The organism is Pedobacter caeni, from assembly GCF_900129215.1.
In the GTDB taxonomy this organism is placed as follows: Bacteria; Bacteroidota; Bacteroidia; order Sphingobacteriales; family Sphingobacteriaceae; genus Pedobacter; species Pedobacter caeni.
The window spans coordinates 781,638-801,862 of the sequence record NZ_FQUQ01000001.1 but is presented as its reverse complement, the minus strand read 5'-3'; the positions used below and the strand labels follow the sequence as shown (position 1 = coordinate 801,862).

The 20,225-nt window shown below is 42.6% G+C and carries 18 protein-coding genes; 7 read left to right on the top strand and 11 right to left on the bottom strand.

Annotation, left to right across the window (positions count from 1 at the left end):
• Positions 1–5: 5 nt before the first annotated feature.
• The 3 genes from BUC20_RS03320 to BUC20_RS03310 are packed head-to-tail and all read left to right on the top strand — an operon-like array spanning position 6 to position 3,946.
• A complete protein-coding gene (locus tag BUC20_RS03320) occupies positions 6–1,367 on the top strand; it encodes a 3-keto-disaccharide hydrolase (protein WP_073227382.1) in 1,362 nt (453 codons plus the stop codon).
• A gap of 12 nt (positions 1,368–1,379) precedes the next feature.
• Complete coding sequence (locus BUC20_RS03315; RefSeq protein WP_073227380.1) at positions 1,380–2,738, top strand: Gfo/Idh/MocA family protein; 1,359 nt, start codon at positions 1,380–1,382, stop codon at positions 2,736–2,738.
• 2 nt (positions 2,739–2,740) lie between these two features.
• Complete coding sequence (locus BUC20_RS03310) at positions 2,741–3,946, top strand: Gfo/Idh/MocA family protein (RefSeq protein ID WP_073227377.1); 1,206 nt, start codon at positions 2,741–2,743, stop codon at positions 3,944–3,946.
• Positions 3,947–3,989: 43 nt separating this feature from the next.
• Here the strand turns inward: BUC20_RS03310 and BUC20_RS03305 are convergent, their stop codons facing one another.
• The 3 genes from BUC20_RS03305 to BUC20_RS03295 all read right to left on the bottom strand — a co-directional run bounded on the left by BUC20_RS03305 (position 3,990) and on the right by BUC20_RS03295 (position 8,181).
• The gene (locus BUC20_RS03305; RefSeq protein WP_073229427.1) at positions 3,990–5,003 is read right to left on the bottom strand and encodes a PorP/SprF family type IX secretion system membrane protein; all 1,014 of its coding nucleotides are present in this window, start codon (positions 5,001–5,003) and stop codon (positions 3,990–3,992) included.
• Between the two features lie 227 nt (positions 5,004–5,230).
• Positions 5,231–6,916, bottom strand: coding sequence for a sodium/sugar symporter (locus tag BUC20_RS03300; protein ID WP_073227374.1), 1,686 nt, complete (start codon positions 6,914–6,916; stop codon positions 5,231–5,233).
• Positions 6,917–6,999: 83 nt separating this feature from the next.
• Complete coding sequence (locus tag BUC20_RS03295; RefSeq protein WP_073227371.1) at positions 7,000–8,181, bottom strand: MFS transporter; 1,182 nt, start codon at positions 8,179–8,181, stop codon at positions 7,000–7,002.
• A gap of 207 nt (positions 8,182–8,388) precedes the next feature.
• On the opposite strand from BUC20_RS03295, the gene BUC20_RS03290 reads away from it, so the two are divergent.
• Positions 8,389–9,246, top strand: a complete 858-nt coding sequence (locus tag BUC20_RS03290) for an HD domain-containing protein (RefSeq protein WP_073227369.1) — start codon at positions 8,389–8,391, stop codon at positions 9,244–9,246.
• Here BUC20_RS03290 and BUC20_RS03285 read toward each other — a convergent pair.
• The 4 genes from BUC20_RS03285 to BUC20_RS03270 form a co-directional block, all read right to left on the bottom strand.
• Positions 9,239–9,991 (bottom strand): hypothetical protein, encoded by a 753-nt coding sequence (locus BUC20_RS03285; protein WP_073227366.1) that lies wholly within the window; start codon positions 9,989–9,991, stop codon positions 9,239–9,241. The two genes, BUC20_RS03290 and BUC20_RS03285, sit on opposite strands and share 8 nt — an antisense overlap.
• 177 nt (positions 9,992–10,168) lie before the next feature.
• Positions 10,169–10,558 carry a DUF2784 domain-containing protein gene (locus tag BUC20_RS03280; protein WP_073227364.1) on the bottom strand — a complete coding sequence of 130 codons (390 nt, stop codon included), beginning with the start codon at positions 10,556–10,558 and terminating at the stop codon, positions 10,169–10,171.
• Positions 10,559–13,132, bottom strand: a complete 2,574-nt coding sequence (locus BUC20_RS03275) for an ABC transporter permease (RefSeq protein WP_073227361.1) — start codon at positions 13,130–13,132, stop codon at positions 10,559–10,561.
• The gene (locus tag BUC20_RS03270; RefSeq protein WP_073227358.1) at positions 13,125–13,814 is read right to left on the bottom strand and encodes an ABC transporter ATP-binding protein; all 690 of its coding nucleotides are present in this window, start codon (positions 13,812–13,814) and stop codon (positions 13,125–13,127) included. The genes BUC20_RS03275 and BUC20_RS03270 overlap by 8 nt, the downstream gene beginning before the upstream one ends.
• Before the next feature lie 115 nt (positions 13,815–13,929).
• On the opposite strand from BUC20_RS03270, the gene BUC20_RS03265 reads away from it, so the two are divergent.
• Together BUC20_RS03265 and BUC20_RS03260 are read left to right on the top strand one after the other, a co-directional pair.
• On the top strand, positions 13,930–14,634 hold the full coding sequence (locus BUC20_RS03265) for an arylesterase (protein ID WP_073227355.1): 705 nt from the start codon (positions 13,930–13,932) through the stop codon (positions 14,632–14,634).
• Between the two features lie 69 nt (positions 14,635–14,703).
• Positions 14,704–15,528 (top strand): ion transporter, encoded by an 825-nt coding sequence (locus tag BUC20_RS03260; protein ID WP_073227347.1) that lies wholly within the window; start codon positions 14,704–14,706, stop codon positions 15,526–15,528.
• A gap of 15 nt (positions 15,529–15,543) precedes the next feature.
• Here the strand turns inward: BUC20_RS03260 and BUC20_RS03255 are convergent, their stop codons facing one another.
• Complete coding sequence (locus BUC20_RS03255) at positions 15,544–16,230, bottom strand: substrate-binding periplasmic protein (RefSeq protein WP_073227344.1); 687 nt, start codon at positions 16,228–16,230, stop codon at positions 15,544–15,546.
• A 202-nt stretch (positions 16,231–16,432) separates the two neighbouring features.
• Here BUC20_RS03255 and map point away from each other — a divergent pair, with 202 nt between their 5' ends.
• Positions 16,433–17,197 carry a type I methionyl aminopeptidase gene (gene map, locus BUC20_RS03250; protein ID WP_073227341.1) on the top strand — a complete coding sequence of 255 codons (765 nt, stop codon included), beginning with the start codon at positions 16,433–16,435 and terminating at the stop codon, positions 17,195–17,197.
• Between the two features lie 52 nt (positions 17,198–17,249).
• Here the strand turns inward: map and BUC20_RS03245 are convergent, their stop codons facing one another.
• The 3 genes from BUC20_RS03245 to BUC20_RS03235 form a co-directional block, all read right to left on the bottom strand.
• Positions 17,250–18,074 carry an isocitrate lyase/PEP mutase family protein gene (locus BUC20_RS03245; RefSeq protein ID WP_073227339.1) on the bottom strand — a complete coding sequence of 275 codons (825 nt, stop codon included), beginning with the start codon at positions 18,072–18,074 and terminating at the stop codon, positions 17,250–17,252.
• Between the two features lie 77 nt (positions 18,075–18,151).
• A complete protein-coding gene (locus tag BUC20_RS03240) occupies positions 18,152–18,727 on the bottom strand; it encodes a Crp/Fnr family transcriptional regulator (protein ID WP_073227336.1) in 576 nt (191 codons plus the stop codon).
• Between the two features lie 29 nt (positions 18,728–18,756).
• Positions 18,757–20,172, bottom strand: a complete 1,416-nt coding sequence (locus BUC20_RS03235; RefSeq protein ID WP_200800877.1) for an efflux transporter outer membrane subunit — start codon at positions 20,170–20,172, stop codon at positions 18,757–18,759.
• Positions 20,173–20,225: the final 53 nt, after the last annotated feature.

The window sequence follows — 20,225 nt, the reverse complement described above, 5'->3', positions numbered from 1 at the left end:
ACAAAATGAAAAACAAACAATTGTTAATTTTAGCCGCATTGTTACTGGGATCTTCTTCCATAGCCTTTCAGGCTCAGGCGCAAAAATGGCAGAACCTCTTTAATGGTAAAGACCTGGCCGGCTGGAAACAACTCAATGGACAGGCAAAATACGAAGCCGTTAACGGGGAGATCGTAGGAACCACTGTCTCCAATCAGCCAAACTCCTTCCTGACCACAGAAAAGAATTACGGGGATTTTATCCTGGAACTGGAACTATGGGTAGATCCTGCTATGAATTCAGGAGTTCAGATCCGCAGTGAAAGCAAAGCCGACCACCTGAATGGCCGGGTACATGGATATCAGGTAGAGATCGATCCTTCAGACCGTCAGTTTAGCGGTGGAATTTATGACGAATCAAGAAGAGGCTGGCTATATCCTCTGGACATCAATCCGACAGGAAAAACAGCCTTTAAAAATAACCAGTGGAACAAATACAGAGTAGAATGTATCGGCAGTTCTATCCGCACCTGGATCAATGGCATTCCGACTGCCAATGTAGTGGATAACCTTACCCCTTCCGGATTCATCGCATTACAGGTTCATAGCATCGGCAAAAATGACCAGCCAGGCAAACAAATCCGCTGGAGGAATATCCGCATTCAGACCGAAAACCTTAAACCTTCCAAAAATGACGGGATATTTGTCGTAAACCTTGTTCCAAATAACCTTTCTGCTCAGGAAAAGGCCGAAGGATATTCTTTGTTGTGGGATGGCAAAACGAGCAAAGGATGGAAAGGAGCTTATAAAACCGCTTTTCCTGAAACAGGCTGGTCTATCAAAGACGGAGAGCTGAGTGTTCAGAAATCTACAGGTGCAGAATCTACCAATGGCGGCGATATCGTGACTGAAAAACAATATTCCGCTTTTGAATTGAAATTCGATTTCAAACTTACCGAAGGTGCAAATAGCGGAATTAAATACTTTGTCACACTGACAGAAGGAAATAAAGGTTCGGCAATTGGCCCGGAATATCAGATCCTTGATGATGCAAAACATCCGGATGCAAAACTTGGAAAAGATGGCAACCGTACACTGGGTTCCCTTTACGATCTCATGACGAGCAAAAAAATCCCTAACGCGCAAAAGAAAATCGGTGAATGGAACAGAGGACTGATCCGCGTATATCCGGATAACAAGATCGAATACTGGTTAAATGGCTATAAAATCCTGGAATATACCAGGGGATCAGCAGAATTCCTGGCCCTGGTTGCAGATAGTAAATACAAAAACTGGAAAGATTTTGGAATGGCTAAACAAGGACATATCCTGATCCAGGATCATGGCGATCAGGTATCTTTCAGAAGCATTAAATTGAAACAACTTTAAATCCCCCTGTTTATGTTATCCTCAAGAAGAAAATTTATTAAACAATCTGCGATTGCAGCTGCAGGAACCTATATGGGAACAATGGGTTTAAGTGCAAAAAGTTATGGAAATATTATCGGTGCCAACGACCGTGTCAGAGTTGGTGTAGTCGGCTTCTCCGACCGTTTTGCGGGTTCATTATTACCGAGTTTTCTGAACCACCATAAAGAACTCAATTTTGATATGGTGGCAGTCTCAGACCTTTGGAATTACCGTCGTAACCTGGGTGTAGACCTGCTCAAAACAAAGTTCGGACACGACATTACGGCTTGCCGCAACAATGACGAGCTTTACAACCTGAAGGATATTGATGCTGTGATCGTCAGCACTGCTGATTTTCAACATGCTGTTCATGCCATCGAAGCGATTAAAGCGAAGTGTGATGTATACTGCGAGAAACCCTTTGCTGAAACGATGGAAGATGCCAGAGCAGCTTTAAAAGCGGTAAAAGAATCTAAACAAATCCTGCAGATTGGTTCTCAACGAAGAAGTGGTGGAAATTACAAAGCAGCTTCAAAATTTATTCAGGATGGCAAGTTTGGTGACATCACGATGGTGGAGCTGAGCTGGAATGTCAACCAGCCGGGCCGATGGAGAAGACCAGAACTGGTGGCAAAACTGAAACAGGAAGATACCGACTGGAAAAGATTTCTGATCAACCGCCCTTTTGAAGAATGGGATCCAAGAAAATACCTGGAATACCGCTTGTTCTGGCCATATTCCTCAGGGATGCCTGGCCAATGGATGTCGCATCAGATCGATACAGTACACTGGTTTACCGGACTGAAACACCCGAGAAGTGTAGTGGCCAACGGAGGGATTTACCAATGGAAAGATGGTCGCCGGAACTGGGATACCACCACGGCTGTATTTGACTATGGTAAAGAAAATGATGCTCAGAATGGATTTCAGGTGGTCTTCACTTCAAGAATGCACAATGGCGATGAAAATCCGGCAGAAATATACTATTCCAACGGAGGAGAACTGAACCTCAACACCAATATGGTGTCTCCAAAAGGTGGATTAAAAGAGAATGCCGCAAAGGCAATGAAACTACCTCCAAACCTGCTTCCTGAATTAAAACTCACGGATATGATGGAGAAAGTGGTGGCCTCCGCCAATACAGGTGGAGACAAGCTGACTTCTGCACACATGAGAAACTGGATGGAATGTATCCGTAGCCGTGAACAGACAAATGCCCCGGTAGAAGCTGGTTATTACCATTCTATCGCAAATATCATGACCAATGCTGCCGTAAGAACAGGAAAAAAAGCGATCTTCGATGAAGCCACACAGGAAGTGATGGTGGACGGTAAAGTATTTAAATATTAAAGATGTTCAGAAGAAAATTCATACAAAGTACAGGAATTCTGGCCGGCGGATTATTGCTGCCTAAAGATATGTTCGGAAGAATGGATAGTTTAGATCCGGAAAGAAAGATCAAAATAGCCGTAATTGGCTGTGGCGACCGGGGAAAAGGGCTTCTTCACATCGCCAGACAGCTTCCTGAAGAATTTGAAGTAGCAGCGATTTGTGATGTACTGGATTTTAGGCTTAACGAAACGCTGAGACAACAACCGGGTGTAAAACAATACAAAGATTACAAGGCGCTGCTGGACGATAAAACCATCAGCGCAGTGTTTATCTCTACTCCTTTGAACATGCATTTTCCGATTGCTGTGGATGCGTTAAAGGCAGGTAAACATGTTTATCTGGAAAAAACGATGACCTATAACATTACCGAGGCGCTGGACCTGGTAAAGATCGTTAAAGCGCATCCTGATCAGATTTTACAGGTTGGTCATCAATACCGCTATGCCCCTATCTATTACAAGGTAAAAGAGATGATCGATAAAGGCTATCTGGGCAAAGTAACTCAGGTGGAAAGCCGTTGGGACAGAAACAACAACTGGCGCAGAAATGTTCCTGACCCATCTTTGGAAAGAAAAATCAACTGGCGGATGTATAAAGAGTATTCTGGTGGATTGATGGCAGAGCTCCTCTCCCATCAGATGGACTTCATCAACTGGGCATTTGATACCCATCCACAGGAAATCTTTGCTACCGGAGGAATTGATTTTTATAAAGATGGCAGAGAGACTTACGACAATGTTCAGGTGATGTTCCGTTATGCCAAAGAAGGAATGATCGGAAACTTCGGCACTACCCTTGCAAATGAGCGGGATAGCTATTTGTTTAAACTGAAAGGGACAAAAGGAACCATCTCCTTATTGGTAAATGAAGCTATATTTTATCCCGAAAAAACCATCAAAAAAGAACTGGAGACGGTTGATGGAGTGACCGGGGCGACAAAAATCGTATGGAATAAAGATGGCGGAATTCCCATAAAAACAGATCTTCCGGCTAAAGATGGTACTTATTATTCGTTAAAGGACTTTCATAAATCGATTGTAGAAAAGCGTCAGCCGGATTCAAATGTGATTACCGGAGCCACGACCGCAATATGTGTTCACCTGGCAAATAAGGCCTTATATGGAGAACGCATCGAAAAATGGGATCCACAGTATAACGTCGGATAACCTATAAACAGAATACCTTTTCTGCAGAAAGCCTGGTAACATTTTACCAGGCTTTTTGTGGACAGGTGACTTTATACCTGTTGTTTAAAAGAATTCCCAAAACTACCTCATGACTCCCGGTACTCACTCTGCCCAGTTCTGAGGTGGTGAAATCGTAAGAGTAGCCCAACACAAAAAGCGAGCTGACATTGAAGCCTGCAAGCACTGCAACAGCATCGTTGGAGCGGTAACTTGCCCCCAGCCAGAATTTATCTTTAAAAGCGACCTTCATGTTCAAATCTGTTGATATGGGTGCCGGAGATACATATTTAAACATCACTGAAGGCAATCCGGCGATTTCATCAGTAATGAAAAATTTATAGCCACCTGTAATAAAAACATGAGGCACCTGTTTCCCTTGGTTATAAGAGGCATCAGTGCTGAAGCTGATCGGCCTGTTCAATAGTTGCTGAGCGGAAAGCCCAGCAAAAAAATCCGGACCATAGAGCCATGTCCCTACCGATAAATCCGGTTGCAATTTGTTACTTGCATTTTCAGCTATTGCGGGATCAAGGCTGTTCTCCAGGCTGATCTTGGAGATGTCAAGCATTAACCTGGAAACTCCGGCAGCTACACCTACACTGAGGTTGATCTTAGGGGAAAGACCGAGGTGATAAGCATAGGTAAGCTTGAAATCACTACTGGTAATAGGCCCGGTCCTGTCTACCACTCCATACACACCAATACCATGATGTGGCTCCGAAGCCATATAGGTATGTACGTAACTCCTTTTCATGGGATTACTCCCTTTTTCATCAAAGGAATTGGAATTGCCGTATAAATATTGTTTCCCTAAAGGCAGATGAACAGAAAAATAAGCTGTGATTGGGGCCTGGTCAATTCCACGCCATTGATTCCGGTAACCAAACTTAACATCGGTATAATTTTCTATACCGGAAATGGCAGGATTTAAGAGATAATTATTAAAAACATACTGGGTGTACTGAGGTCTTTGCTGCCCGGAAGCCATCATCGCAATGCTCATTAACATATGGGTAAACCATAATCCTCTACTCATTTGATACTGCATAGTGTTAGTGCAGCCACAATCTAGATAGATATTTCTGGTTAAACAAATTTCTAATAACCAAATATTTTATCGTATAATCATTTGTTTTTCAGTTGATTCATGTTTTTGATGATTTTTATAAATTGTTTTCGTAAAACATGGATTATTGATTTGGGCTGGGCATAAAAAAACGCCTCCATTATACATGGAGACGTTTTTATGAAAATATGACCGGTCTACCAGAAGGCAGAATACAAAGCAACCAATAGGGTAATAATAATTAATGCACCGATAGCAAATGAGGTCGATACTTTGAACATCTTAGCATCGATCTCCAGACCTTTGGGAACAATTCCTTTTTTGTTCTCATAGATACTGATGAAGTACATTCCAAGGATACAGACAGCAAAAACAATCAGCATTCTGTCCATAAATGGAATTTCAAACACTCCCGAAGAGTTGGCTACTGCCCATCCGTACTCGTATAAACCAGAAAGGTCCACCCATCCCGGTAAGAATTTTAGCAGTACCGAAACGACGAAACCACCAATGGTTGCAAACAGTGCCGCATTGGAAGTGGTCTTTTTCCAGAAGAAGCCAAGAATAAACATGGCAAAGATACCCGGAGATACAAAACCGGTATATTCCTGAATGTACTGGAATCCTTGTTTTCCTTCGCCCATTAATGCATCGCCTACAATCAGGGAAAGTACCACGGCAATCAGCATAGAAACCACCACAGTGATCTTTCCGATGTTCACCATTTTACCTTCAGTGGCATTCGGTTCAAATGCCTTTTTGTAAATATCAAGTGTGAATATGGTGGCGATACTGTTTGCCTTACCTGCAAGAGAAGCCACAATCGCGGCGGTTAACGCTGCAAAGGAAAGCCCTTTTAAACCTACAGGTAACAATCCAAGTAATGCAGGATAAGCTTTATTCGGATCCTGAACACCAGAAGCTGTCAATAGGCTATCCCCGTTGATTCCGCCCATATTGTCTTTAACAATTAAATATACTGCGATACCAGGGATCACCACAATCACCGGCATCAGCATTTTCAGGAAAGCCGCAAATAAAAGACCGGATCTGGCCACAGGTAAAGAGGCGCCCAATGCCCTTTGTGTAATGTATTGATTACATCCCCAGTAACTTAAATTGGCAATCCACATCCCCCCAATAAGGACACTTAATCCCGGAAGGTCCATATAATTCGGATTGTCTTTCTTAAAGATCAGGTGGAAATGTTCTGAAGCACCTGTTCTCAGAAGTCCGAAACCTTTAACGATTCCTTCTCCACCGGAGATCAGGTTTAAAGCGATATAAGTAGCCACCAATCCACCAAGTACCAGGAAGAAGACCTGGATCACATCGGTATAACCAATTACCTTCATTCCTCCAAGGGTGATGAAAATGGCAAATAAGGCCAGTGCTAAAATACAGACAGTAAGGTCTAATCCGGAAATTCCACTGATGGCCAATGCACCCAGATAAAGGATAGACATCAGGTTCACCACAATGTAGAGCATCAGCCAGAATACAGCCATGATCATGGCTACACTTTCATTGTACCGCTGACTCAGGAACTGAGGCATAGTAAAGATCTTATTCTTCAGGTAGACAGGCATAAAAAACACTGCAACAATGATTAATGTTGCAGAAGCCATCCATTCATAAGCTGAAATTGCCAGTCCCAGCTTAAACCCGGACCCGCTCATCCCAATCATCTGTTCTGCAGAGATGTTAGAGGCAATCAGGGAGGCGCCGATGGCCCACCAGGTTAGAGAACCTTCAGCTAAAAAATAATCTTTGGAATCTGCAGATGCAGTCTTCTTTTTGTAATAGATCCAGAAACCGTAGGAGGATACAATTACAAAGTAAATGAAAAATACGATGTAATCGTATTTGTGTAGTGAGCTCATTGTGGTCTAAATGTTGATTAGCTAGCTAAAATATAAATTTATTCGGCATAACTTTCAGAAAGTAACAGAAAACCAGAATAAATTTATATTCCCGGAACCAAAGGCTTTGGTTTATAGACAAATTGCAAATAAACCAATGCCAGTAAAGTGATCCCGGTGCAGTAGTAAAACGTTACAGGAATCATGGCGAGGTCATCAATAAACAACCACCCAGCCAGCAATGCACCCAGACCTATCCCCGCTTCCAGGGCGATATACATGGTAGCCATTGCTTTTCCGCGGTGAAGCGGGTCGCTGAGGTCTACGGTCCATGCGGTAGCCGTTGGAGATAACATTCCTGTGGCCACACCATAAAGTGCAGAAGCCGACATGAGCATCAGCGAAGAGTCAGACACCGCGATCCAGAATAAGGAGATCGCCAGCAGTACCAGAGAGACCTTCAGTATGATTGGTCTGCCGTAACGGTCTGAAGCTTTACCTGCAACAAAACGGATCAACAGGGAGGTCAGGGTAAAGACCATAAAAAACAAACCCTTATTGCTTGTTCCAAGATGTTTACTCCAATCGGAAATCACTGTCAATATCGCCCCATAACTAATGTAACTCATGAAAATGATTATTACAGAAGGGATCACCCGCCATTCAATAATGTCTTTCCTGTTGATCTTTAAATGAGAAAACTTAAATTTCTCTTTATCTGGCAGCGTCTCTTTCATATTGGCCAGGATCACAATAGACAACAGGGCGAAAAGTGAAGAGCAATAAAATAAGATGTTTATAGAATAATGATCGGTTATCGTACTTCCTATTGCCGGGCCGATTGCCAGGCCGGTACTGAAACAAACACCATGTACTCCCATCGCCTCTCCCCATCTGTTAACAGGCACTAAGTCTGCCACATAGGCGGCGGTAGCTGTAGGTTTAAATCCGGTAGAAAAGCCATGAATCAACCTTAAAAAAAGAAACCCGGCAACAGTGGTTAATAAGGGATAAAGAAAGCCGCAGACAAAACAAACCAATGAACCTACCGCCATCACAGGAACTCTTCCAATGGTATCGGTAAGTTTTCCGCTGAATGGCCTGGAAATTCCGGCCGTTAAGGTAAATAAGGCAATGATCAGTCCTTTATACTCCGCTCCTCCCATATTGCTTAAATAAGCCGGCAATTCAGGGATCAGCATATTGAAACTTGCAGAAAAGAGAAAAGAACTTAAACAAACAAGTCCAAATTGTAAGGTATAAATGGTGTCGGAAGATCGCTGCATCGGAAAGGAATGAATATAGGCCAAATATAGGTACTATATCACGGCTATGAAAGTACATTTTACCAATAGCAGTAATCAACAGGTATTTCTATTATTGTTAGTATGTTTTATTTTTTAATACTAAAATAATTAGTAATATTGTATCTCCGTTATCCCGCAATAACAGCTGCTGGTTTGGTCGGAGACAGTAAACTAAATTGAAAAGGTATGATAAGAGTAAGCGATTTGCTTTATGGAAATGTAGAACTGCCAGCAGTTTTTGAAGATTTATTAGCCAGCGCAACAATGAAGAGACTCGCGGGGATCCATCAGAGTGGCGCTATATTTTTAGTGAATCCTGATTTAAGTCATTCCAGATTGGAACATTCCATTGGGGTCATGTTGCTGATCAGGAGCCTTGGAGGTTCTGAACTGGAACAGATTGCCGGATTGCTCCATGATGCATCACATACTGCCTTTTCACATGTTGGAGATTATGTATTTCAGAACCGGGAAGAAAATTACCACGAAGAGATGTTTGCAGAAATACTGATGAACTCCGATGTCCCTGCTGTACTCCTGAAACATGGCTATCACCTGGACCAGATCCTTGACGGGTCTTTCTCTATCCTGGAACAGCCCTTACCCCATCTCTGCGCCGATCGTCTGGATTACACCTTAAGAGATGCCTTACATGCAGGACTGATCAACAGACAGCAAGCTAAATTATTCCTGGAACACATCCGTCTGGAAGAGGGAAAAATCGTGGTAACTGACCTGGAACAGGTCGACTGGATCAACCTGCTTTTTGAACGTTTAAACAATGAAGTATTTAACCTCCCTCTCCATCTGTATGCCAATCAGCAAATGGCTGTACTGATCCGTGACTTTCTGAAAAATGGTTTCCTGAATGAAGCCGATCTGTTTAAAGATGATACTTTTCTATTGAATAAGATCAGGAGCATTGCTTTGGGGTATGAAGCCGTAAAGTCCATTAAACTGCAAAAAGGCTTTCCTGCCTTCTTAAAAAAAGGTTCCGGGCTAAAAACAAAACTCAGGAATCTGAAGGCGATATTGTCTATTTAACTTCTTTTTTCTTTCCACCAAGATTTACAACTGCTCCTACAGTAAAAATGGAATTTCCTGCATTCATGAATTTCCTGCTCTTTAAGCCAAAATTACCGCTCGTGGTGTATTGGAGTTGAACCGCATCGCTTAAGCGCATCCTGGTAAAGAAAATAGGCTCTATGAACATATTGTCTTCTTTAGGCTGCCCAATATTGTTGCTCAGGAAAGTATCCATCTTCAGATGGCTGATGCGGAGTGCTGTTCCATAGTTTAATGGATAGTTGTTTCCAAATAATCTGAAGTTGGCGTTTTTCTTGGAACTGTAATTCACCTGCAGGAAGGTTTTAGTGTAGGTAAACTCTTCTGCGATATTGCTGGTCAGCACTTTATGATCATCGTATTCCCTGAAGTTACGGTCAGTGCTTCCACCACCATAACCTGCATATATTTCAATAATACGATTATTGTCGGGGCCAAATGTGTCAAAATACCCTGCTCCGACTTCTATTGATTTATTACGGTAATCTTTTGAGGTTCTTTCCTTATTCATGTAAGCGCCACTAAACAATACCCCAAGGTGATTGGAAACGGCATAAGCACCATTGACACTGAAATTTCCCCTGGGGGTCACATGTGCCCCACCGCTAAACTCTCCCTTCTGACTCAACATAGGTGTGTTCGGTACATTTGGCATGTAAACAGAAGAACAGGAGCTGAACAAAATCAGTACTAAAAAGAAAAGGTAGGTATGTAGTCTATTCATATGTGCAGATTCAATAGCAAAACATTAATCAAACGTGATTTTTGCCGCTAAATTTTCTAAACATAGGAAATTAGACACAAAAAAATGCAGCTAAATGTGCTTTCACAGTGGAACTTAACTAAAAAACCTTCTTGTCGTCCTTTCATAAAAAGCAGAGTAACAGGCCTGTTACCTGATTCATTTAGACGCGCTTTGCAGCTTTGTTTTTTTATGAAAAAAATTAAGATAAACTGAGATTATGATCGACAAAAGGAAGAAACCAGCGGTAAATGCATCAATGAGACTGGCATCAACTGAAGTCCCACTGATCTTGTCTGCATAATATTTAACGAATGAATTGGGCAGGTTTTGTTCTCCAAGCTGCTCCTTTACCTGCCATTGCCAATCGGTTACCGGACAATAACCTATGCCATACCAGATGCCCAGGATCAGCCAGCAGCCGAGTGTAACCGCTACCCCATATAAATGAAGCCTTCTGGTAGCCGGAAATGCCCAGGCAAACAGGTTAAACCCAATGATCAGCAGATGAATCAGGGTATAAAAATAATCCAGGACATTCAGGTTCATCTATGCTTCTTTTCTTAATATTTCCAATGGAGGATGGTTGAGGACGCTCCTGCTGCTATAAATACCGGTAACCATCACCAATATTGGGATAAGGATAAAAAACAGTAATAAAGGCAGGATATCCGGGGCAAAGGTACTATTTAAGCTAAAAACTGCAACCGCCCAACTCGCAGCAACCGCCAGAATGATTCCTGCAGCCGAAGCCAGGATACCTAAGAACAGATATTCAAGCGCAGTGATGGTTAGTATTTGTTTTCTGTTTGCACCCATCGTTCTCAGCAATACGCTCTCCCGAAGCCGCTGCCCCTTGCTGCTCATCACTGCTGATAAGAGCACAATCCATCCGGTTGCCATGCTGAAACCCGCCATAAAACGGATCACAAAATTAATCTTAGATAGCAGTTCATTAAGCACTTGCAATACCAGACCTAAATTTATAATAGAAACGTTAGGGAATTTTTTAACCACCGCTCCCTGAAAATCTGCAGAGACCTTTTCTGAGGGAACATGGGTCATCAGGACATAAAACTGCGGAGCCTGCTCCAATACTCCTGTCGGAAATACCACCCTGAAATTGGGTTTTACCGTATTCCAGTCGACCACCCTGAGGCTCCCGATTTCTGTAGGCAACAAGAGCCCTTGTACATTGAAGACGATCTGGTCTCCAACCTTGACATGGATTCTTTCTGCATACCCCTTTTCAAGGGAAATCTTAACCACTCCGCCAGCAGGTGTTACACCAGTCCATTTTCCTTCCACGAGTTCTTCTGTCGCCCTTAAACTATCCTGATAAGTCGCCCTGATTTCTCCTTTAAACGCTCTGGTGGATAAGTTTCTGCTTTTTTGATCCAGGCTGTCCGCCTGATCCAGTTCTGCAGCTGTTTTCCCGTTAATCTCTTCTATCCTCATGGTCACAATAGGTACTTCAGCCATTACTGGCAACTGATATTGCCTGGTCATCGTTGCCACCTGCTCCCGCTGGCTCGTTTGAATGTCAAACATAACCATATTCGATTCCGACGAATCTGAAGAAAGAGAAACCTTATTCAGCAATACTCCCTGCACCAGGTAAAGCGTCACAATAAAGACCGTAGACAAGCCAATAGATACGGTAAGCAACAAGGTTTGGTTATTCGGGCGATGTAAATTTGCAAAACCCTGTCTCCATAAATAGCTCATGGAATCCGGGATGGACTTCTTTAAGATCAACATCAATAATTTAGAAAGTCCAACAAGCAAAAGAAAAGCAATCAGCAGACCGGCCATGAATAGTAAGGCTTCGAGCCAGCCATTCATTTGCAGGTAAGTAAAGCCATATACGAAAAGCACGATGATCAGATAAACCAGCCATTTTAAGAAATCTCTTTTAGATGTAACCGTATCAAAAGAAGCTCTTATCGCATTTAAAGGCGAAATATTCCTTACAGAAAGTAAAGATGGCAGGGCAAATAAAATAGAAATGATCAGTCCAATGGCCAGTCCCTGTGCAATTGCAGTCCAGGAAATCTGTATACTGATGTCAATGGGAATAAAATCCTGCAAAACTGCAGGTAATGCAAACTGTACCAGGGTTCCTATAACTGCACCCGCAACTGCTCCGATCAGGCCGATCACTGCAATTTGAATCAGGTAAATGAGAAATGCTTCTCCGGCATTTAATCCTAGACACCTTAAGGTCGCAATGGTGCCCAGCTTTTCCTTAATGTACACATGGATGGCACTGCCTACCCCAACACAACCTAACAATAATGCAATAAAACCAGATAAGGCCAGAAACTTGTTCAGGTTACCAAATGCCCTTCCCGTGCTGGCTTTTTTAGTAGCCACAGTTTCATGGTCCAGTCCTTCTTTATTTAAAGTTCTTTGGTAACGTTTTAAATCTCTTTCTACAGATGCCGCACGGTCATATTTGTAAAAATAACGGTATTGAATCCTGCTGCCAACCTGGTCTAATCCTGTTTGTTCCAGATATTGAAGCGGAATATAGACCACCGGGGCTACGGTGTTGGCAATTGCGCTTTGCCCCGGAACACTCTCCAGGCTTCCTGCTATGGCAAAATGAAGGCTCCCGATTTTGATGGAATCCCCAACAACCGCATTGAACTGCAGCATCGTTGTTTTATCTACCAATGCGTTCCTGCCCTGCTTAAAGTGCTTCGCTGCTGCAGCCGGCCTGGTTTTTATTTCTCCGTAAAACGGATAGTTTCCTTCCAGCGCCCGTACCTGAATCAACCGGCTTCCGGTGCCTTTGATGAAATAAATCATGGAGGCAAAGTTTTTCTCGCGTGCCTGCTGTTCTCCCAAAGTATCCAGCATCGCCGCAACAGATTCCTTTGGTGCCCTGCGGCTTTCGATCATTAAATCAGCGCCAGTCAGCTCTTTCGCCTGGTTGTCTATGTCTCTTTGAAGGTTATCCCTGAAGGAATAAACGGCAACAAGCGCGGCAATCCCCAATACAATTGAAGAGATAAAGAGAAACAGTCTTGATCGGCTTTTACGGCTATCTCTCCAGGCCATCTTGAACAGCCAGGCATAATTTATAGGTCTTTTGATGTTAAATTTCTGATCAGGCATGGCTCAACTCTAAATCAGAAATGATCACTCCACCTTTTAATTTGATCATCCTGTTGGTTTTCGCAGCAAGGTCAAGATCATGAGTCACAATAACCAGGGTTGTTCCCGCTTCGCGGTTCAGGTCAAACATCAGTTTAATGACTTTATCGCTCGTTTCTGCGTCCAGATTCCCTGTAGGCTCATCGGCAAAGAGTATCGCTGGTTTATTTGAAAATGCACGGGCAAGTGATACCCTTTGCTGTTCTCCGCCCGACAACTGGATGGGGTAATGCCCGGAACGGTCAGCCAGCCCTACTTTATCCAGTAATTCCAGCGCATGACTTTTTATATTTTTCTCCCCTCTCAATTCCAGCGGAACCATCACATTCTCCAGCGCAGTTAAGGTAGGCAGGAGCTGGAAGTTCTGAAAGATAAATCCTACATAGCGGTTTCTGACAGCCGCCCTTTGATCTTCTGTTAAATGATCCAAAGCCACCTGATTCAGTTCCACACTCCCCGAACTGGAACGGTCCAGCCCTGCGCAAAGTCCTAATAAAGTGGTTTTACCACTTCCCGATGGACCGGTAATGGATACTGTAGATCCGGTTTGAATAGAGAAACTGATGTTGTCCAGTACAGTGAGCTGATGTCCGGCATTTTGGTAAATCTTACTTACATTTCGTATGTTCAGGATGTCTTCCACAGGCGCAGTTCTTTAGTATTTTTAGGGGGTCAGATAATTTTTTTATGTGCGAATACCCGCTAAATATACGAGCTATCCGCAATATTGACTATATTCAGGCCCTTATTAAACCTATATGTTACGTCATCATTTTGTAAGTTCTATCGTTTTTACCACGTTATTTTCCGTGGCCTCCCTGCTATCTTCTTGTGGCGGACAGGCAAATTCAGATTCCGGGAAAGATAAAACCGATACCCTGGAAACCGCAGCAAAGAAAACCGATGGTGCAGGTGTTAAAAAAATCCTTTTTTTTGGGACCAGCCTTACCGCAGGTTATGGCCTTGATGTAACCGAGGCTTTTCCGGCCCTGATTCAGAAAAAGATAGACTCCCTGAAATTACCTTATAAAGTGGTGAATGCAGGATTAAGCGGAGAAACTTCAGCAGCAGGAAAAGCCAGGATCGACTGGCTGTTGAAACAGCCTTTTGACATTATGGTACTGGAGCTTGGCGCCAATGATGGATTGAGAGGACTTCCGCTGGCCGAAACAAAGGTCAACCTTCAGCAAATCACAGATAAAGTAAAAGAGAAATACCCTCAGGTTAAATTTCTGCTTGCAGGAATGCAGATGCCGCCTAGTATGGGTGCTGATTATGCCCAGGAATTCAAATCTATGTATCCGGCACTGGCAAAGAAAAACAATATGGTGCTGGTCCCATTTCTCCTTCAGGGTGTTGGTGGCGTTCCTAAGCTGAACCAGAAAGACGGAATTCACCCAACCGTTGAAGGACAAAAAATCCTTGCAGAAAATGTCTGGGCACAATTAAAAGGCCTTTTATAAGCAATCAAAGAAATATTTGCAGGTAATTAAAGCATCTTTTAAAAAACAAAAGGCTTTCAATCACAGATTATGAATACGGAGAACGAAAAGAATAAAGACTGGCGGGGCAAGCTCCATGAAATCATTTACGAGGCCAATACCTTTGCCGGAAAAGCTTTTGATGTAGGTTTACTGATTGCCATCTTTGCCAGTATCCTGGTGGTAATGCTGGACAGTATCGACAGTTACCATCAGAAATACGGAACCTTATTTTCCGTGATTGAATGGACTTTTACAGGTTTGTTCACTGTGGAATATATCCTCAGGCTTGTGGTCATTAAACATCCTTTAAATTATGTTAAAAGCCCTCTTGGAATTGTAGACTTACTGGCCCTGATTCCTTCTTATCTAAGTATCGTTTTCATTGGCAGCCAGTCTTTATTGGCTTTACGGGCCTTAAGGCTAATGCGGATCTTCAGAATCTTTAAGTTAGGAAGATTCCTTTCAGAAATGAAGTTTCTCACTGTGGCCATCAGTGGTAGCTTAAGAAAGATCAGTATTTTTATGCTCACCGTACTTACCCTGGTGGTCATTCTGGGTTCTGTTATGTACCTGGTCGAAAATAAAGAAAATGGATTCTCCAGTATTCCGGAAAGCATCTACTGGGCCATTGTTACCATTACCACGGTTGGCTATGGAGACATCTCCCCTGTTACACCAATGGGTAAATTTGTTGCCTCATTTATGATGCTGATCGGCTATGCGATCATTGCTGTACCTACCGGAATCATTACTACCGAAATGGCTGCAGCAGCAAGAAACAAAGGCTTTCACCATCAGGTATGCCCTGGGTGTGGTCGCGAAGGCCATGATCAGGATGCTAAATTCTGTAAGTACTGTGCAACAAAGCTCTAGACGCCGGATGGCATCCTAAAACTGAATCTCACTGAACCATTTTGCATAAATGGCATCGTAGATTCCGTTCTCTCTCAGCATTTTCATCGCTCCGTTAAACTGTTTCCTCAGCTCAACATCTCCTTTTTTCATGGCAATGGCATAATGAGAATCGGTATTCGGAAGAAACATGCCTATCTTTAGCTTATTGTTGTTCTGAAGGAAGCCACCTGCAATCGGAGAATCATCTACGAGCATATCGATCTTTCCGGCCTGAAGCTTTCGGTACAGCTCTTTATTGGTATCTGCATGGAACATGTTGTTATCAGGAAATTTAGTATGCACATGTTTTTCTGCTTCCGTAGCCGTTCTTACACCAATTGTTTTGTTTTTGAAATCTTTTAATTCATCCAGTACTCCTTCTGCAGGCACCACCGCACAAAGCCGGAAATGAAGATAGGGTTCTGTAAACTCCAGAATGTGTTTTCTGGAAGAAGTAACTGTTACTGCCGAACAAATCAGGTCTAACTCTCCTTTAAATAACTGTTCCAGAATGGTTTTCCATAAAGAAACTTCATAATGTATCTCAAAATCAAGGTGTTTTGCTATTTCGCTTAACAAATCTACCTCAAACCCTTCAAATTTTCCGGAATTAAAGTCCGAATGCATGGGAAATGGTGCGGCAGAATCTAAACCGACTTTCAATACTCTCTTTATGGCCATAATTTTTCAGGGATTAAGTGTTTTGGCGCGGCTAATTTACAGCAGTTAAAGCAATTTATTCCTATAATGAATGTAAAGAAGATATTTCTTAAGGGAATTTAAGGAAAAACTTTAAATGAATTGCTGGAAAAATAAAATTCTATGAATAAAATGAAAGAATCTTATGAATTTGTACCTTTGATTAACGAAATAAATTGAAAATATGTCTATATCATCCGAGGCTGAATTACTGGGTATCAGTAGAATAAGTGAAATTGTAGGCCTTACTTTGAAGGAAATGAGGGCTTATGCGCAACCGGGAATGTCAGCGTTGGAGCTGGATAACTTTGGAGGAGCAATACTTCAGGCAAAAGGAGCGAAATCTGCTCCAAGGTTAACCTATGGCTTTCCGGGATGGACCTGTATCAGTGTAAACAATGAAATTGCACATGGTATTCCTACTGAAAATAAGATCTTTAAAGAAGGTGACCTGATCAATATTGATGTTTCAGCAGAATTGGATGGCTTCTGGTCTGACAATGGAGGTTCCTTCGTTCTCGGACAGGATTTGTACAATCATGCCCCCTTGGTAGAAGCATCAAAAAGAATTTTGACAAAAGCTTTACAGCACATCAAAGGTGGGGTTAAAATCTCCGAGATTGGCAGAATCATAGAAACCGAAGCTAAAAAATCCGGATATACAGTGATTAAAAATCTTGCTGGTCATGGTGTCGGCAGAAGCCTGCACGAAGAGCCTCACCAGATTCTGAATTATTGTGACCGTTTTAATCAGGAAAGATTTAAGAAAAATAGTGTTGTAGCCATAGAAACGTTCATCGCTACGCAATCTACATTGGCGGTAGAACAAGCCGATGGCTGGACGTTCTTAGGAAATAAAGGTGGTTTCGTAGCTCAGCATGAACATACGATTCTTGTGACAAGTGGCAGTCCGGTGATCCTGACAGCCATGAATGAGATCATCTCTTAACCTTAAAGGGCTGAGGGATACATAAACCATCAGCCCTTTAAAATCTGTTTTTCTATATCAGCTTATCCAGGAAATCATTGGAAACCATTTTCTGACTGTAAAACTCATGAGTCTCGTAGTTGAGCAATCCTTCGGCCAGTTGTTTCATTTTGGTGATTGCCCCATTGATCATAGCCGGTCCTACACTAACCCTGGACACACCCAACTCTTCAAGTTGTTTCAAATTTCCTATCGACTCCAGTAAAAAGACGTTGATTGGCAGGGTAGTCATTTCCTTCAGCGTAGATATCTCCTTATAGTTGTCAATTAATATCGGATATACCGCATCCGCACCTGCTGCCTGATATGCGTTAGCCCGCTCAATCACCTTTTCAATCCGGTTGTTTTCATAAGGTTGAAGATAGATGTCGGTCCTGGCATTGATTACGATAGGCACGTTCAGTTCTACGGCAACTGCTCTTATCGCTTCTATTTTTTTGCACTGTTCTTCAATAGACAACAGCCCCTTTCCATGTCCTTTTCCATCTTCTATATTCAGTCCGACAGCACCAGTTTCAATCAATAAACCAATATGTTCTTTTAATTGTGAAATGTCATCCGTAAAGCCCCGTTCAAAATCAACTGTTACGGGAACATCAACAGCCTCCACGATTTGTTTTACAGCGTTTAGCAAGTGTTTAAACGGAATGTTTTCTCCGTCTTTATATCCATTGGACAGGGCCATTGCAGCACTCGCTGTCGCAATGGAAGGAAAGCCAAGTGTGGCAATCAGTCTTGCACTAAGTGTATCCCATACATTGGCTAATAACAGCAGTTTCTCCGATAAATGTTGTTCACGAAAAGTTTCGGCTTTTTGAATTTGATTATGATTGATCATGATTAATTATTTTTAAATGAATGAATGCAAAAATGAAAATTCATCAGGAAACTAAAAATTGAACTACTTTAAGAAATTCACCTCTTTTTTTTTGCCCTTATGATGCTGATAAATTCAGGTGTTAATCCCAGAAAAGAGGCCAGCATATACTGAGGGATTTTTTGAACAAAATCAGGGAAGTTTTTAGCAAACTGATGGTACCTCTCCTCCCCTGATATACAGTATTCAAGACTTATCCTGGTCAAGGAAGCATCATATGCCCTTTGGAAAATCAACCTGAAATACCGCTCCAATAATGGTATTTTTGAGAATAGTTCTTCCTGAACCCCCGCATCTATAATGGCCACCTCCGAAACCTCAGTGGCCTGAACATAATATTCCGAAGGCTCGCCATTCTCAAGACTGCGATGGTCACAAATCCACCAGCCAGGAAGACCGAATTGTATAATTTGTTCTGACTCATTTTCTTTCATCACATATTGTCTCAAACAACCTGAGATCACAAAAAAACGACCACTGCAAACCTTACCTGCCTGTAAAAGAAATCCCTTTTTAGGGATCTTTTCATACCTTATCCTATCCACAAGTAATTGTTGTTCAGCCTCATTCAAGGGGATGAATTTTCCGATATGGTGTAATAGATCTTTCTGCATTCAATCCTGACTTTTATACAAAAGTATTACTATTTCCATCCTCCTCCTAGTGAGCGGTATAAATCCGAAACCGCATGAAGTTCAGCTCTTTTTAAAGAGGCCAGCTCCAGCTCTCCCTGTAATACATTTCCCTGGGCAGTAATCACCTCCAGGTAATTGGCCATTCCGTTTTTAAACAAGAGGCTTGCATTGGCTGTAGCGTTTTGCAGGGTCATTACACGATCGGCTGCAATACGGTGCTGATCTTTTAGCTTTTCAATGTTACTCAATGCATCAGATACTTCTCCCATTGCATTCAATACTGATTTCCTGAAAGCCATAACGTTTTGTTCTCTTTCAATCTTTCTGATCTCATATTGTGTTCTCAGGCGTTTGCTGTTTAAAATAGGTTGAGCGATGCTTCCCGCTACGATCCCAAATAAAGAAGCCGGCACATTAAACCAGTCGGCCGCCCTGAAAGCATTCAAACCTCCACCTGCTGTAATCCTTAAAGCGGGGTATAAATTTGCCTTGGCTATCCCCACATTCGCGTTTGAAATCGTCAGGGCAAGTTCTGCTGATCTCACATCCGGTCGTCGGCCAACAATGGCAGCGGGCATTCCTGTGGCATAATTGGCCGTGATAGATATTCCGGATAACCTGTCCTTCCTTTCTATCCGGTTTGGTAACTGACCGGTAAGTATCTTTAATGCATTTTCCTGAAGGATGATCCGTTGCTCAAACTGCGGCAGCAACTGAGCTGCGGCCTGCTTTTGCGCAGCGACTTGTTGTACCGCCAGAGCAGTAACCTGCCCAGCATCATACTGGAGCCTGACCATACTTAAAGTACGGTCATTTAGTGCCACATTCTTCTGCGCAATTTCAAGTTGTGCATCCAGCATTAAAAGATGATAATATCCCTGTGAGATCTGGGCTATAAGTTCAGTTTGCAGCAGTTTTCTAGCCTCGTCTGTCCGCAGATAAGTCGCCAGTGCCGCTTTGTTCTGATTACGGATTTTAGCCCAGATGTCTGCTTCCCAGGAAAGTTGCAAGCTGGCAGAATAATCTTCTATATGGTTGGACCCGCTCCTGAACTGCCTGATGTTCATTCCTGTGGTACTGTTATCGGAGGGGCGATTGGAATTGGCTGCGATCTGCAAGGCCAATTCCGGAATATGGTTCCATTTTACCTGTTTAAACAATAGCCCAGCTGATTCCAACTGCTTTAATGCAATCTGCATATCGTAATTTCTGATTAAAGCAGTATCGATCAACTTCCTCAGGGTAACATCTGTATAAAACTCTTCCCATCGCAGCTCAGCGACGCTAATGGTATCGGTATTTAATGCCGCATATCTAAACTGGGCATTGATGGGTAACGATGGCTTTTGATGCTCTTTGGAGACCTTGCAACCCAGCATTAAAACAGGTAACAAAGCAAGCATGCTAATATTGATCTTTATCATGTCATTATGTTAATGAGCTGCCCGAGCAGCTTTCATTTAATTGATTTACACCT

Coding starts and splice junctions, on each gene's coding strand:
- BUC20_RS03320 (WP_073227382.1), top strand. CDS start 6: ATGAAAAACAAACAATTGTTAATTTTAGCCGCATTGTTACTGGGATCT.
- BUC20_RS03315 (WP_073227380.1), top strand. CDS start 1,380: ATGTTATCCTCAAGAAGAAAATTTATTAAACAATCTGCGATTGCAGCT.
- BUC20_RS03310 (WP_073227377.1), top strand. CDS start 2,741: ATGTTCAGAAGAAAATTCATACAAAGTACAGGAATTCTGGCCGGCGGA.
- BUC20_RS03305 (WP_073229427.1), bottom strand. CDS start 5,003: ATGAGTAGAGGATTATGGTTTACCCATATGTTAATGAGCATTGCGATG.
- BUC20_RS03300 (WP_073227374.1), bottom strand. CDS start 6,916: ATGAGCTCACTACACAAATACGATTACATCGTATTTTTCATTTACTTT.
- BUC20_RS03295 (WP_073227371.1), bottom strand. CDS start 8,181: ATGCAGCGATCTTCCGACACCATTTATACCTTACAATTTGGACTTGTT.
- BUC20_RS03290 (WP_073227369.1), top strand. CDS start 8,389: ATGATAAGAGTAAGCGATTTGCTTTATGGAAATGTAGAACTGCCAGCA.
- BUC20_RS03285 (WP_073227366.1), bottom strand. CDS start 9,991: ATGAATAGACTACATACCTACCTTTTCTTTTTAGTACTGATTTTGTTC.
- BUC20_RS03280 (WP_073227364.1), bottom strand. CDS start 10,558: ATGAACCTGAATGTCCTGGATTATTTTTATACCCTGATTCATCTGCTG.
- BUC20_RS03275 (WP_073227361.1), bottom strand. CDS start 13,132: ATGCCTGATCAGAAATTTAACATCAAAAGACCTATAAATTATGCCTGG.
- BUC20_RS03265 (WP_073227355.1), top strand. CDS start 13,930: ATGTTACGTCATCATTTTGTAAGTTCTATCGTTTTTACCACGTTATTT.
- BUC20_RS03260 (WP_073227347.1), top strand. CDS start 14,704: ATGAATACGGAGAACGAAAAGAATAAAGACTGGCGGGGCAAGCTCCAT.
- BUC20_RS03255 (WP_073227344.1), bottom strand. CDS start 16,230: ATGGCCATAAAGAGAGTATTGAAAGTCGGTTTAGATTCTGCCGCACCA.
- map (WP_073227341.1), top strand. CDS start 16,433: ATGTCTATATCATCCGAGGCTGAATTACTGGGTATCAGTAGAATAAGT.
- BUC20_RS03245 (WP_073227339.1), bottom strand. CDS start 18,074: ATGATCAATCATAATCAAATTCAAAAAGCCGAAACTTTTCGTGAACAA.
- BUC20_RS03240 (WP_073227336.1), bottom strand. CDS start 18,727: ATGCAGAAAGATCTATTACACCATATCGGAAAATTCATCCCCTTGAAT.
- BUC20_RS03235 (WP_200800877.1), bottom strand. CDS start 20,172: ATGATAAAGATCAATATTAGCATGCTTGCTTTGTTACCTGTTTTAATG.